Annotated in this window: 14 protein-coding genes; 7 read left to right on the forward strand and 7 right to left on the reverse strand. The window is 32.6% G+C overall.

Features of this window, described 5'->3' with window-relative positions; all coding sequences use genetic code 11:
* Positions 1–7: 7 nt before the first annotated feature.
* The 5 genes from ACLHDE_RS05760 to ACLHDE_RS05780 form a co-directional block, all read right to left on the reverse strand.
* Entirely contained in the window at positions 8–142 is a 135-nt protein-coding gene (locus tag ACLHDE_RS05760; protein ID WP_415398254.1) for a hypothetical protein, read from the reverse strand.
* A 64-nt stretch (positions 143–206) separates the two neighbouring features.
* On the reverse strand, positions 207–1,919 hold the full coding sequence (locus ACLHDE_RS05765; protein WP_415398255.1) for a nitrite/sulfite reductase: 1,713 nt from the start codon (positions 1,917–1,919) through the stop codon (positions 207–209).
* A gap of 68 nt (positions 1,920–1,987) precedes the next feature.
* Positions 1,988–2,677 carry an anaerobic ribonucleoside-triphosphate reductase activating protein gene (locus ACLHDE_RS05770; protein ID WP_415398256.1) on the reverse strand — a complete coding sequence of 230 codons (690 nt, stop codon included), beginning with the start codon at positions 2,675–2,677 and terminating at the stop codon, positions 1,988–1,990.
* A gap of 67 nt (positions 2,678–2,744) precedes the next feature.
* Positions 2,745–2,894: an anaerobic ribonucleoside-triphosphate reductase gene (nrdD, locus tag ACLHDE_RS05775; RefSeq protein WP_415398257.1), complete on the reverse strand. Its 150-nt coding sequence runs from the start codon at positions 2,892–2,894 to the stop codon at positions 2,745–2,747.
* A gap of 29 nt (positions 2,895–2,923) precedes the next feature.
* The gene (locus ACLHDE_RS05780; protein ID WP_415398258.1) at positions 2,924–5,032 is read right to left on the reverse strand and encodes a ribonucleoside triphosphate reductase; all 2,109 of its coding nucleotides are present in this window, start codon (positions 5,030–5,032) and stop codon (positions 2,924–2,926) included.
* Positions 5,033–5,154: 122 nt separating this feature from the next.
* Here ACLHDE_RS05780 and ACLHDE_RS05785 point away from each other — a divergent pair, with 122 nt between their 5' ends.
* The 3 genes from ACLHDE_RS05785 to ACLHDE_RS05795 all read left to right on the forward strand — a co-directional run bounded on the left by ACLHDE_RS05785 (position 5,155) and on the right by ACLHDE_RS05795 (position 8,148).
* Entirely contained in the window at positions 5,155–5,601 is a 447-nt protein-coding gene (locus ACLHDE_RS05785) for a hypothetical protein (protein WP_415398259.1), read from the forward strand.
* A gap of 2 nt (positions 5,602–5,603) precedes the next feature.
* The gene (locus ACLHDE_RS05790) at positions 5,604–6,158 is read left to right on the forward strand and encodes a thiamine phosphate synthase (protein WP_415398260.1); all 555 of its coding nucleotides are present in this window, start codon (positions 5,604–5,606) and stop codon (positions 6,156–6,158) included.
* Between the two features lie 121 nt (positions 6,159–6,279).
* The gene (locus ACLHDE_RS05795) at positions 6,280–8,148 is read left to right on the forward strand and encodes a methyl-accepting chemotaxis protein (protein ID WP_415398261.1); all 1,869 of its coding nucleotides are present in this window, start codon (positions 6,280–6,282) and stop codon (positions 8,146–8,148) included.
* Here ACLHDE_RS05795 and ACLHDE_RS05800 read toward each other — a convergent pair.
* Positions 8,138–8,410: a hypothetical protein gene (locus tag ACLHDE_RS05800; protein WP_415398262.1), complete on the reverse strand. Its 273-nt coding sequence runs from the start codon at positions 8,408–8,410 to the stop codon at positions 8,138–8,140. The two genes, ACLHDE_RS05795 and ACLHDE_RS05800, sit on opposite strands and share 11 nt — an antisense overlap.
* 137 nt (positions 8,411–8,547) lie before the next feature.
* Between ACLHDE_RS05800 and ACLHDE_RS05805 the strand changes: the two genes are divergently transcribed.
* Complete coding sequence (locus ACLHDE_RS05805; protein WP_415398263.1) at positions 8,548–8,742, forward strand: hypothetical protein; 195 nt, start codon at positions 8,548–8,550, stop codon at positions 8,740–8,742.
* 5 nt (positions 8,743–8,747) lie between these two features.
* Here ACLHDE_RS05805 and ACLHDE_RS05810 read toward each other — a convergent pair whose 3' ends face one another.
* Complete coding sequence (locus tag ACLHDE_RS05810; protein ID WP_415398264.1) at positions 8,748–9,986, reverse strand: NAD(P)/FAD-dependent oxidoreductase; 1,239 nt, start codon at positions 9,984–9,986, stop codon at positions 8,748–8,750.
* A 55-nt stretch (positions 9,987–10,041) separates the two neighbouring features.
* Here ACLHDE_RS05810 and ACLHDE_RS05815 point away from each other — a divergent pair, with 55 nt between their 5' ends.
* The 3 genes from ACLHDE_RS05815 (at position 10,042) to ACLHDE_RS05825 (ending at position 11,863) form a co-directional block, all read left to right on the forward strand.
* On the forward strand, positions 10,042–10,650 hold the full coding sequence (locus ACLHDE_RS05815) for a hypothetical protein (protein ID WP_415398265.1): 609 nt from the start codon (positions 10,042–10,044) through the stop codon (positions 10,648–10,650).
* 59 nt (positions 10,651–10,709) lie between these two features.
* Positions 10,710–11,300, forward strand: a complete 591-nt coding sequence (locus tag ACLHDE_RS05820; RefSeq protein WP_415398266.1) for a tRNA-uridine aminocarboxypropyltransferase — start codon at positions 10,710–10,712, stop codon at positions 11,298–11,300.
* Between the two features lie 179 nt (positions 11,301–11,479).
* Entirely contained in the window at positions 11,480–11,863 is a 384-nt protein-coding gene (locus ACLHDE_RS05825) for a cytochrome C (protein WP_415398267.1), read from the forward strand.
* Positions 11,864–11,987: the final 124 nt, after the last annotated feature.

The following is an 11,987-nucleotide window of genomic DNA, read 5'->3' on the forward strand; positions in this document are numbered from 1 at the left end:
AGAAATGTTAGTGGTTTTTAATATTCATCTTAATGTTATAATCAAGGTGTTTACCATCTGAATTTACATCAACACGAGTCTTAGAACAAGCGGTGAAAACTGTAATGATTATAATAGTTATGGTTATAGTTAATATTTTCATATATGTAGTATATCAGAAAAGTGTAGATTAACTAATTAGATAGATGAAAGAAATTAAAATAGAGTTAACGAAAGTTAACTCTATTTATCTTAGGTTTATAAGTCGGGTCTTCGCCTGCTACTGTCCATAGTTTTTTAGCCATTGCACTTATGGAGTGCGAGAACTCTTCATCTATGGGCTCTAAAAAGTCAACATCTACAAAGGTACTCTTTAAAAGATTTTTTTCATACTCAAATCCTGAACCTGTAGGCTCTAGTTTTAGATTTTTACCACTTGTAAGGTTTGCAAGTACCCAAAGTGCTAAAAATTCTTCTGAAAACTTATTTAAAATGGCATCTGAAAACTCTTCAAAGTTACTGTGACCGCTTTGCTCAAAGATATCTATGATAAGTTCAAGGGTTTTATGTAGATGTACTAGTGGAACCATGGAAAAAAGCATACGACCGATGCTCTGACCAGTTGTATGAACAGCCCCTATAAATACTCTAGCTCCACCATCTGTATCGCCAAAATTGTTAGTTTTTAGACCTACTAAACCGATGTCTGTGTGTCTATGTCTTCCACAACCTTTGATACACCCAGAAAAACCGACAGTAATGCCATGCTCTGCTATCTTGGTTAGAGGCAGGTACTTTGTCTCGTTTTTGATACTCCAAAAAGAGTAAGGACAAAGATTACCCGCACAAGCGATAATAGTTGAACTCTCTTTTGGAGATGCAAATGGAGTAGAAGCACTTGGAAGTCCAAGCAAGTAAATATTTTGATCAACACCGATTCTAATTTCGACATTATTCTCAGATGCAAATTTAGATATTTCTTTCATCTCTTGGACACTTAAACGAGCGAAGTCTGTTTGGTAGCAGTAAGAGTAAGTTCCATCCCGAAGTTTTTCATTTGGCGAGAAAAGCTTTTTATCTAGTTGCAGTTCTCCGCTTGATTCAAATGATTTGCCATACTCTTTTTCTATATGTGCTTTTAAAGCAGGTAGTCCTATATTTTCTATGACATAAAATAGACGTGTTTTAGATCGAGAAAAACGAGAACCGTGAAGATAAAATGCTTCCACAAATGCTTTGAAAAAGTCAAAAACTTGCGCTTGGAGCAAAAAGATATCTGCTTCCTGGGCTATCTCTGTGTTTTTACCGCCCATATAAACATTAAAACCAAAGACACCATCTTTTTTTGCTAGAGCAAAATACAAATCATTTGCAAAAAATGATGTCACACTCGCACTGTTTCCTGAGATGCCAATACTAACGCGGCGAGGAAGCATTCCAACGTAGCGAGGATTTTTTATAATGTACTCTTCCATCTGTTTGATAATAGGATAAGTTTCTATCTCAGAATATGCTCCACGACCATCAAAAACATCTGTTACAATATTTCTGATGTTATCGCCAAAGCTCTGCCATGTTGTAAGACCGTGAGTGTTAAACTTTTTCCAGATATCAAGCACATTTTCTTCATCTGGACCGTGAATCTGTAGACCACCTCTAGCCGTTGTAATAACAGTAAGGTCGTACTCAGCAACAACATCAGCTATGTAAGAAAATTGTTCATGAGTTAGTTTTCCAGCAGCTATACGAAGACGTATAGTAAACTCATCTTCTAAAAAGTCAGTAGTAAATATACCAAAGTCTTGAAGAAAAAATCTATCACCTTCTGCTAAGTTGCCAAAGTCAAGATCTTCAAACTCTTTGAAATAGTCAATTGGTTTAAGTCTGGCTTTGTATCTCTCACGTTTGTTTAGTTTTGGTTCTACTTCTTGAGTTTGCATAAAAATCCACTCCGATAATTCAGATGCTTTATTCTACCTAATAATTATTATAAAAAAATTGATATATGTTAACGCCAAACAATATTTAGGTCATTTAATAAAAGAGATATATCAAAAGAGCTTCTTGGTGCGCTTAGGTTAGCTATGGACTCTCCAGTATCTTGAAACATTTGTATGTAGTAGTTTTTATTATAACCTCTTGAAGTTAAATCTTTTATGATTTTATTGATATCATCAGTGTTTAAAAGGTCGTTGTGCAGAGTAGTTCTTACCTCAAAATCTTCAAACTCATTTAAAAGATAATCTAGTGTTTTTGAGAACTCACTATACTTGTTTGAATGGGTAACTTTTGTGAACTTCTCTTTTGGTGCTTTGTAATCAAGTGCTACGAAGTCCAGCAGTTTTAAGTCCAGCAACTCTTTTACTTGTGAAAAATAAGTTCCATTTGTGTCTAGTTTAATTTTAAATCCAAGTTTTTTAATATCTTGGCAAAACTCTACTAAGTCATGAGAACTTGCTTCTCCTCCAGATAAAACTACAGCTTCAAGCATGTTTACACGTGTTTTTAAAAACTCTAAAACATCATTAGTAGTGTAGTTTCCACTTTTGGCAAACACTATCTCTTTGTTATAACAGTAGTCGCATCTCATGTTGCATCCGCTAAACCACACTATACAAGCTAGATGGTCAGGGTAGTCAACATGAGTAAACTTTGTTATATCATATACTGATCTCTTAACCTTATTATCTGTTCTCATATAATTTGAACAAAGTCCATATTATATTCAGTCACTAAAGTTCGCCTTTTGCTCAACGGAGTCATACTTACTCCGTAAATTGTTTTCGTTGTCTATGCTCACCAGTTTTTCCTACATTGAAACTCTCAACAGGTCTGTGGTAACCCATAACTCTTGTATATACAGTACACTTTTGTCTTTTGTCTTTTAGCAATGCTAATGCTTCATTTTTACTCATTTTGTTTTTCCTTTTGTTTTGGTTTAAATTTACGAAATTTCTAATTTTAAATTTTCTTGTTCGTGAATCAGTTCATCATCACATCTCGGGCAGAACTCATGCTCTCCTGCAATATATCCGTGTTTTGGACATACTGAGAAGAGTGGAGTTACTGTTATGTAAGGAAGTCTAAAGTTTGAAATAACATTTTTAACTAACTTTCTACACGCTTCTGTTGAGCTTATTTGTTCTTGCATGTATAGATGCAGAACTGTTCCTCCTGTGTATTTACACTGCAAATCATCTTGAAGTGTTAGTGCTTCAAAAGGATCATTAGTCAAATCAACAGGGATTTGAGAAGAGTTTGTATAGTAGATGTTTTCGCCCATACCAGCTTGAAGTATAGAATCCCCATATCTTTTCTTATCTTCTTTTGCAAATCTATATGTCGTTCCTTCTGCAGGTGTAGCTTCAAGGTTGTAAAGGTTTCCAGTATCTTCTTGAAACTCAACCATTCTATCTCTCATATGGTTTAAAAGCTCAGTTGCAAACTCGATTCCCTCTTCTGAACTAACATCATAAGCATCTGATGTAAAATTTCTTATCATCTCATTGATTCCGTTTACACCAATAGTTGAAAAGTGGTTTTTAAAACCTGGTAAGTATCTCTTAGTGTATGGGAAAAGCCCTCTATCATACATCTCTTGGATGAAAACACGTTTTTTCTCTAAAGTATTTTTCGCATGTTCCATTAACTGATCAATACGAACCATAAGAGCTTCTTTGTCTCCCTTGTAAAGAAAACCAAGTCTTGCCATATTTAATGTAACAACGCCAATACTCCCAGTCATCTCAGCACTTCCAAAAAGACCTCCTCCTCGCTTAAGGAGTTCTCTTAAGTCAAGTTGGAGTCTACAACACATACTTCTTACATGTCCCGGTTTATAAGCCTCTTCATTTTCTACTAAGTTGCCATCTGCATCTCTTTTGTACTGAGAACCTATAAAGTTTTGAAAGTATGAAGAACCAATTTTGGCTGTATTTTCAAAAAGAATATCAGTGTTTTCACCATACCAATCAAAATCTTCTGTAATATTTACAGTAGGAATAGGAAAAGTAAAAGGTTGTCCTGTTTTATCTCCCTCTGTCATAATTTCATAGTAAGCTTTGTTTATTTGGTTCATCTCTGGTTGAAAATATTTGTAAGTCATCTCTTCTAGTGAGTTACAGCCTCTCTCTTTAGCCTCAGCTTCAAGTTCACTATCTAAAAGATTTTTAAATAGATGTAACTGTTTTGAAGTTGGAGTTTGATCTTTTAAATCTTCTGGTACAGTCCAGTCAATAGTTACATTTGTAAAAGGTGACTGACCCCAACGAGCAGGAACATTTAAGTTGTAGATAAAACTTCTAATAGCTTTTTTAATCTCTTTATATGGTAACTTATCACGAAAAACGTAAGGAGCTAAGTAAGTGTCAAACGATGAAAATGCTTGAGCACCTGCCCACTCACTCTGTAAGATGCCAAGAAAGTTAGCCATCTGTCCAAGAGCTTCGCGGAAATGCTTAGGAGCGTCACTCTCTACACGACCACGAACTCCGTTAAAACCTTCATCTAAAAGTACACGAAGACTCCAACCTGCACAATAACCTGTAAGACAGTCTAAGTCATGAATATGATAGTCACCATCTCTATGAGCATGACCTTCTTCTTTTGAGTAGATTTTATCTAACCAATAGTTTGCTATTACCTTTCCAGCCGTGTTGTTTACAAGACCAGCATTTGAGTAACCAGTGTTAGAGTTTGCTTTGATTCTCCAGTCACTTTTACTAATATACTCTTCTATAGTTTGAGTTGAGTTGATGTATGTTGTGTCAAGCTCAAGCATACTATCTCTTTGCATCTTATGCATATGTCTATAAAGAATGAAAGAGCGCATTACATCAAAATATCTTCCTTTGTACAACTCTTTTTCTATGGCATCTTGAATATCTTCAACAGCTACAACACGTTTGTTTTTAAGACGATCTAGAACATTGAAAAATATAGAACTGTCATAAATAACATGTTCACTCTTAAAAGCCTTTTTAATTGCATCTTCAATCTTGTAAGATAAAAACTCTTTGTGTGTACCGTCTCTCTTTAAAATATTTTCAACCATAACAACGTCCCTTTAAATTAGTAATGAGAAGTTTAATAGAAGATGATTTAAACACTCATAATAAAATCTGTCACTTATGTGTCACTAAAAGCTCTATTAATTGCTATAGGGTATAATTCCTTATGAATAAAAAAACAGAAAAAATTTTAGAAATTTGGCATAAGCATTTTGGTGATGAGGAAAAGCAATATTCTGAGTTTGAAAGTTCAGATATTGAGTATTTTGTAGGTTGTTTGCTTTATAACCATTTTAACTTCTCTACGGCGTTGGATACTATGAAGACTATAGACCTTGCATATGATTTTTTAAATTCTTGTAATGAAGAGTATGATGAGATTATGGCAATTGTTAAGAGTATAGAGTTTGATGATGAAAAAGATAGTATAGAGTTCTTACAAAACTTTATAGCAGAGTCGCAGAAGAAGTATAACGCTAATGAACTCTACTTACTAAATCGTTTAGCTTACCATATGGATGGAGTTTACGAGAGATATATAAGTGGAGGAGAAGCTAAAAAAGTTGACTTTGTAGCTCCTGCTAAAGCAAACGCAAATCCTCTTTTGAGATAAGTATGCAGAAGTATCTTATAACCTCAAGAGAGTTCTATACAGATACGCCTGCAATCTTTCGTAACGTCGTGCATGAACAGTTTATAAAACATACTCCAACATACGCTCTGTACAGAGATAAATCAAATCCAAACTACGACATTCAAGCACCTCATTTTGTCGAAGTGTGTAGGCAGTTTGAAAATATTAAAAGTTTTATACACATGGATGTAAAACTGGCAAAAAAACTAGGTGCAAATGGTGTGCATTTAATATCAACTCAGTTTGATGAGATAAAAAAAGCAAAAGAGCTTGGGTTAGAAGTAATCATAAGCACTCATACCCATGATGAAGTCTTAAAAGCTCAGTCTCTTGGAGCAGACGCAGTTACATATAGTCCTATCTTTGCATCTCCAGACAAGGGTGAACCAAAAGGTATAGAAGATTTAAAAGAGCTTTTAAAAATATCTGAGATAAAAGTTTTTGCTCTTGGTGGGATAGTTGAAAAAGAACAAATTAAAATGATACAAGAGAGTGGAGCTTATGGGTTTGCTTCTATTCGTTACTTTTATTCCTAACTATAGTCTTTAAAATATCTCAAATATGTCTTTGAAATATTGCAATTTCATATATTTTTTAATTATTATTTAATATAAAGTTTAATATCATAGATATACTTTTTATACTAAAGGAATCTAAATGTTTTTGTTAAATACCCTCAAGGCACGTCTTATAGCTCTCACTGGAATGTCTATGCTTTCATTTCTTTTTTTAAGTGTCTTTTCTTACTTGTCTTTAACAGATATGGATGAATTATCACAAATAAAGTATGAAATTAAAACTATTGAGACTACAATACTTAACCTACGTCGTAATGAAAAAGATTTTCTTTCTAGAAAAAATTTAAAATATCAAGAAAAATTTCATAAAAATTACCAGCAACTTGTTCTAGATATAAAAAAAGCTTCTGCTGAGTTTGAAAAGCATAATATTGAAAAAAAAACATTAGTATCTCTTCAAGATATTGTAGATCTATATTCTAATAATTTCAATCACTTGGTATCTCTTCAAAAAACTATTGGTTTGCATCCAAAAGATGGTCTTTATGGTTCACTAAGAGCTAGTGTTCATAACTTAGAGGATTTACTTAAAAATGAGTCTAACTATAAACTGCAAGCAGATATGTTGATGTTACGTCGTGCAGAAAAAGATTTTATGTTAAGAAGTGATCTTAAATATCTTAAAAAGTTTGATAAAAGTATAGCTGTGTTTTTAAAAGATGCTAAGAAGACTAATTTATTAAACCATGATAAAATCATTACTTTTTTAAATGATTATAAAAAAGATTTTTATGGCTTAGTTAATGGTTATAAAAAAATGGGTCTTACGCCTAAAGATAGTGCCTTGGGTGAGTTGAGATCTACTATTCATAAATCAGATGTTTTGATAAATGAACTTTTAACAACTACAGATTTGATTTTAAATGAAAAAAGAAATAGCATACATACAATTATGATTACAAGCTTTATTCTATTGTTGGTATTAGTTGGATTATTTTCATATATTATTTCAAGAAGTATAAATACACAAATAGAAAAAATTTCCAAATCAATAGATATTATTACAAAAAACAGAGATGTCTCTTGTGAGATTGAAGTAGATGGAAAAAGTGAGATTAGTATATTGGCTCAAAATCTAAATAAAATGTTTCATGAGTTAAGAGATGTTATAAAAGATGCTAAAAAGAGTTCTACAGAAAATTCTTCAATATCTCATGAACTATCAACAAGTTCACTTCAAGTAGGAAGAAATGTTGAGTCATCAGTTGTAATTATTAATGAAGCTACAGATAAAACAAGTAAGATAACAGATTCGATTATGCACTTTATAGATGATTCTAAACAAAATAAAGAAAAGATGATAGAAGCGAACGGTATGCTTGGTGAAGCCAGAGATGAGATTGTAGTTTTAACTACAATAGTTCAACGTAGTGCAGAGGGAGAAGCTGAACTTGCTACTAATATAGAAAATCTTGCAAAAGATATGGACCAGGTAAAAGATGTTTTAACTGTTATATCTGATATTGCTGATCAAACAAATCTACTTGCACTAAACGCTGCTATTGAAGCTGCTCGTGCAGGTGAACATGGTCGTGGATTTGCCGTTGTTGCAGATGAAGTTAGAAAATTGGCTGAGAGAACACAAAAAACATTGACTGAGATAAATGCTACTATAAATATTATTGTTCAATCAAGCAGCTCTGCAAGTGAACATATGGAAAAAAACTCAAAGCAGATGAATGAGTTAGTAAATATATCTATAGAAGTTGAAAATAAAATAAATAAAACAACAGAAATTGTAAATAATGCAACAAATGTAAGTGATAAAACTGTAAAAGATTTTGAGAATACGGGTGAAGGGATAAGCTCTATTTCTAAAAGAATTAATGAAATAAACTCTATTTCAACAGAAAATGCAATAAGTGTAGAGGAAATAGCATCTGCATCTGAGCACTTAAATGGACTTACTCAGGCATTAACAAATAAGCTTGAGCAGTTCAAGACGTAGTAGTAGGTTTCTTCTTTTTGGCAAAACCTGCACCTTTTTTTACCTTGGCTTGAAGCTCTAAGGCTTCAATAATTAAGCGAAAATCCATACCCTCTTTATGCATACTTGCAAAACACGTAACGATAACAGCTATTGTATTTGGTACTTCGCCTTTTTGTTTATAAGACTGAATATTTTTTTCGCTTACTTTTATAAGTTTACTAAACTTTGGTAAGCTAATTTCCGCATCTAGAAGCAATTTTTTAAAATCTATAAATGTCATAATAATTCTTTGTAATCTTTTTGTAACCATAATTATAGCAAATTTGTTGACATTAATATATATAAAGTGTATAATCACTATAATTTATTACTAAAAGTAAGTAATAAGTCATAAAATAACCCTAAAAGGATCCACCAATGGCAAAAGAACTAAAGAAAAAAGCTGTAAAAAAAGTTGTAGCAAAAGCAACAAAGAAAGCTGTAAAGAAGAATATTGTTAAGAAAAAAGATGCAAAGTCTGTAGCAAAAAGTGTAGCAAAAACAGTTGCAAAGAAAAAGCCTGCTAACAAAAAAGCTGCTAAAAAGCTTGTAAAAAAAGTTCTAAAAAAGTAGTATCGTTAGTTTTTTAATTCTCCTGCTAGATAACCGCTAGCAAATGACCATTGGAGGTTATATCCTCCGCATGGTCCGTCTAGATTCATAACTTCTCCACAAAAGTACAATCCATCTATAATCTTACTCTGCATTGTTTTAGGATCTATCTCTTTTAATACAATTCCACCTCGTGTAATCATTGCCATTTTAAAGCCATCATGCCCCGTAATAGTTAGTGGTGTCCATGCAAGATAGTTTATAAGTTTTGCTCTTGCCCCTCCGGAGGTGGTTTTTAGTTTTGCATCTGGGCCAACTTCGCTAAGTAGACATAACTCTAAGGCAAGAGGAGTTGGAAGTAGGGTAGATATAAGTTCATGCATAGTTGCATCTTGGTTTTTAAGAGCCTCTTCTTTTAGATGCTTTGTAATTTGCTCCTCGTTCATTCCCTTTGTAAGGTTTAGTAAAATTGGAACTTCACCATATTTACTAATAAGTGGTGTTATCTCTCTTGCGAAGTCCAAAACTACAGGACCTCGAATTCCACTTTTTGTGAAGATAAGATCACCTGAAGCTTTTAATTTTTTATGCTTTTTCATGTCAACTCTAAGTTCAGCTTTTGCTATTGTATCTGCACGGCAATTTTGAACCCACTCTTCTTTAGTGCGAAGTGGCATCATTGCAGGATGTAGCTCAGTAGTTTTGTGCCCAAGCTCAGATGCAAGAGAGTAACCATCTCCCTCAGCACCTAAAACAGGATAGCCTAGACCTCCAGTTGCTATGATAACACAAGGAGCTAAAAATGTCTCAGTTGATGTTTGTATACCAGTTATTTGATTTTCTTCGCTAAGTATTTTTTCTACTTTTTGTGAGCATAAAACATCAATACCGACTCTTTGCATCTCCTCTGTTAAGCCTGAGATAATTGTAGCAGAGCTATGTGAAGTTGGAAATACTCTAAAGCCATCAGGTGCATGAGTTTCAACACCAATATCTTTAAAAAACTCTATAAGATTTTTATGATTAAAATTATTTAGAGCATCTTGCATAAAGCGACCATCTCTTCCAAACTTTGCCATAAAATCTTCATTTGATAGTGTGTTTGTTAGATTACAGCGACCACCACCTGTTGCTTTGAGCTTTGCACCTATTTGTGATAGTTTTTCTAGTAAAAGTACGCTTTTAGCATCTCTTGCAGCTCTTATGGCAGCTATCATTCCCGCTGCACCAGCTCCGACAACGATAAGATCATAGTTTTTTGACAAGAGAAACCCTTACTTTTTAGCATTTTAATAAGTGCAATTGTAGTATAATAAAGTTATGAAAAATCTAATTTTAATCTTTTTAACTCTTATTATCTTAGTAGGATGTAGTACAAGCTCTTTAAAGCTAAACAAAGATAAAGAACTTGTTTTGAAGTATAACTCTAGTGACTTGTTACTTGCAAACAAAAATATTGATTCAAGCTTTTTAAATTTTAAAGACCTTTTTGTCACTATATACAAGCTAGAAGATGAAAATGGAAGGGTTCTTTTTTATGAAGACGCTAGAACATCTTTAAACTTCGAGTTTGTAGAGCGTGGATTATATACTGTAATGTATATTTTTAATAATGTACAACGTTATGATATCGTATATGAAAGAAATAATTTAAAATTAGTGCAGTTTGCGCTAAAAGATAAAAGATATTTAAATGCAATGATTCAAGCCAGTGACTCACAAATATATTCATATACTTACGGATTTTCAAACAAAGAATTTATGAAAATAGCAAAGAAAATAAAAGTAAAAGATAGTGATACAATTGAGGAGTTAGAACACGAAGGCTTAGTTTTTAAGAACTCATCAAAAGCTCTTAGTAACTGGAATGATAGACTAGTCTTTTTTACACCGCTTATTGCACCTCTTCGCACGATGAGTGGAGCTTGAAGACATATTTTGGAGATAGAGAAAAATGCTATAAGTGTTACAGACCTAAGAGTTCATGTATGTGTGAGTACATTCACAATGTCAAGACGAAAACAAAGTTTATCATACTAATGCATCCAAAAGAATTTAAAAAAGTAAAAAATGGTACAGGACATCTTACTCATTTAGCTCTAGAGAACTCAGAACTATTTGTTGGCGTAGACTTTAGTAACCATCAAAAAATAAACGAGATTATAGAATCATACGATAGTTATGTCTTATATCCATCCAAAGATGCTCTAAATATCAGTAGCACGAATCCACACACTAAAAGAGATATGGCGATATTTATTATAGACTCTACATGGTCTTGTTCAGTGAAGATGCTAAGAGAATCTAAAAACCTTCAATCTCTTAGACATATGAGTTTTGATTCTACAAAATTGTCACAGTTTAAGATAAAACAGCAACCTGCTGAGTTTTGTCTCTCAACCATAGAATCTACTCTTAGTGTATTGGAATTGTTAAATAAGTATGAAATAGAGAAGATAAAAAAAAATGATATAGAGGAGTTTTTGAATCCATTTGAGCGGATGATAGAGTATCAGCAACAGATAATTGCTAATCCTGTAAGTAATGCTGTGAGGTTTAAACGACGAAGCGATAGATAGAGTATGAACATATAAACAAGGTATTTACTCTTGCTTCTCTACGAAGATGAAAAAAAATAGAATAGTGATTCTAAAGTCTACTTTATAAAGTATAACATAAATTATAAAATTAATTTATAATCATATAATAAATAAAAGTGTATTATTATCCTATATAATAAAAACACACGGAGATATATATGAAGAAAACGATTTTGGCTTTAGTTGCAAGTTCAGTACTAGCACTAGCAAGTGAGACTACTATTAATGCGACAATGAGTTTAATGACACAGGGAATGAATCAGATTCAAGCTGGGTTTTTATATAGCAACAAAAAAGATATTGCTGATGGTATTGAAGTATTAGAAAAAGCGAATGCTATCTTTGCAAATGTAGATGTTGCTCTTTTTATTAAGCATAACAATAAAATCCAAGTGACTCATAATATAAATAGTAATTTAGATAAAAATATTAAGGGACTTAAAAAAGCTATTGCAGCTGAAAACTACACAGATGCAACAAGAGAATATGGTGAGCTTACATCTAACTGTATTGCATGTCACAAAATAGTTAGAGGCTGGTAAATCTATCTTTTTTATTGAACATCTAGAGCGAAGTCTAACTATGTTAGATTTTTTCTAGATATTATTTGAAATTTATACTAATTTTATAAAATGGTTTATTAAAATAAGTTATAATACCTACCGA

It is taken from the genome of Sulfurimonas iocasae, from assembly GCF_047716755.1.
Lineage (GTDB): Bacteria > Campylobacterota > Campylobacteria > Campylobacterales > Sulfurimonadaceae > Sulfurimonas.

Bases quoted from the DNA above. Each gene is read 5' to 3' on its own strand.
- ACLHDE_RS05760 (WP_415398254.1), bottom strand. From the start codon at position 142: ATGAAAATATTAACTATAACCATAACTATTATAATCATTACAGTTTTC.
- ACLHDE_RS05765 (WP_415398255.1), bottom strand. From the start codon at position 1,919: ATGCAAACTCAAGAAGTAGAACCAAAACTAAACAAACGTGAGAGATAC.
- ACLHDE_RS05770 (WP_415398256.1), bottom strand. From the start codon at position 2,677: ATGAGAACAGATAATAAGGTTAAGAGATCAGTATATGATATAACAAAG.
- nrdD (WP_415398257.1), bottom strand. From the start codon at position 2,894: ATGAGTAAAAATGAAGCATTAGCATTGCTAAAAGACAAAAGACAAAAG.
- ACLHDE_RS05780 (WP_415398258.1), bottom strand. From the start codon at position 5,032: ATGGTTGAAAATATTTTAAAGAGAGACGGTACACACAAAGAGTTTTTA.
- ACLHDE_RS05785 (WP_415398259.1), top strand. From the start codon at position 5,155: ATGAATAAAAAAACAGAAAAAATTTTAGAAATTTGGCATAAGCATTTT.
- ACLHDE_RS05790 (WP_415398260.1), top strand. From the start codon at position 5,604: ATGCAGAAGTATCTTATAACCTCAAGAGAGTTCTATACAGATACGCCT.
- ACLHDE_RS05795 (WP_415398261.1), top strand. From the start codon at position 6,280: ATGTTTTTGTTAAATACCCTCAAGGCACGTCTTATAGCTCTCACTGGA.
- ACLHDE_RS05800 (WP_415398262.1), bottom strand. From the start codon at position 8,410: ATGACATTTATAGATTTTAAAAAATTGCTTCTAGATGCGGAAATTAGC.
- ACLHDE_RS05805 (WP_415398263.1), top strand. From the start codon at position 8,548: ATGGCAAAAGAACTAAAGAAAAAAGCTGTAAAAAAAGTTGTAGCAAAA.
- ACLHDE_RS05815 (WP_415398265.1), top strand. From the start codon at position 10,042: ATGAAAAATCTAATTTTAATCTTTTTAACTCTTATTATCTTAGTAGGA.
- ACLHDE_RS05820 (WP_415398266.1), top strand. From the start codon at position 10,710: ATGTGTGAGTACATTCACAATGTCAAGACGAAAACAAAGTTTATCATA.
- ACLHDE_RS05825 (WP_415398267.1), top strand. From the start codon at position 11,480: ATGAAGAAAACGATTTTGGCTTTAGTTGCAAGTTCAGTACTAGCACTA.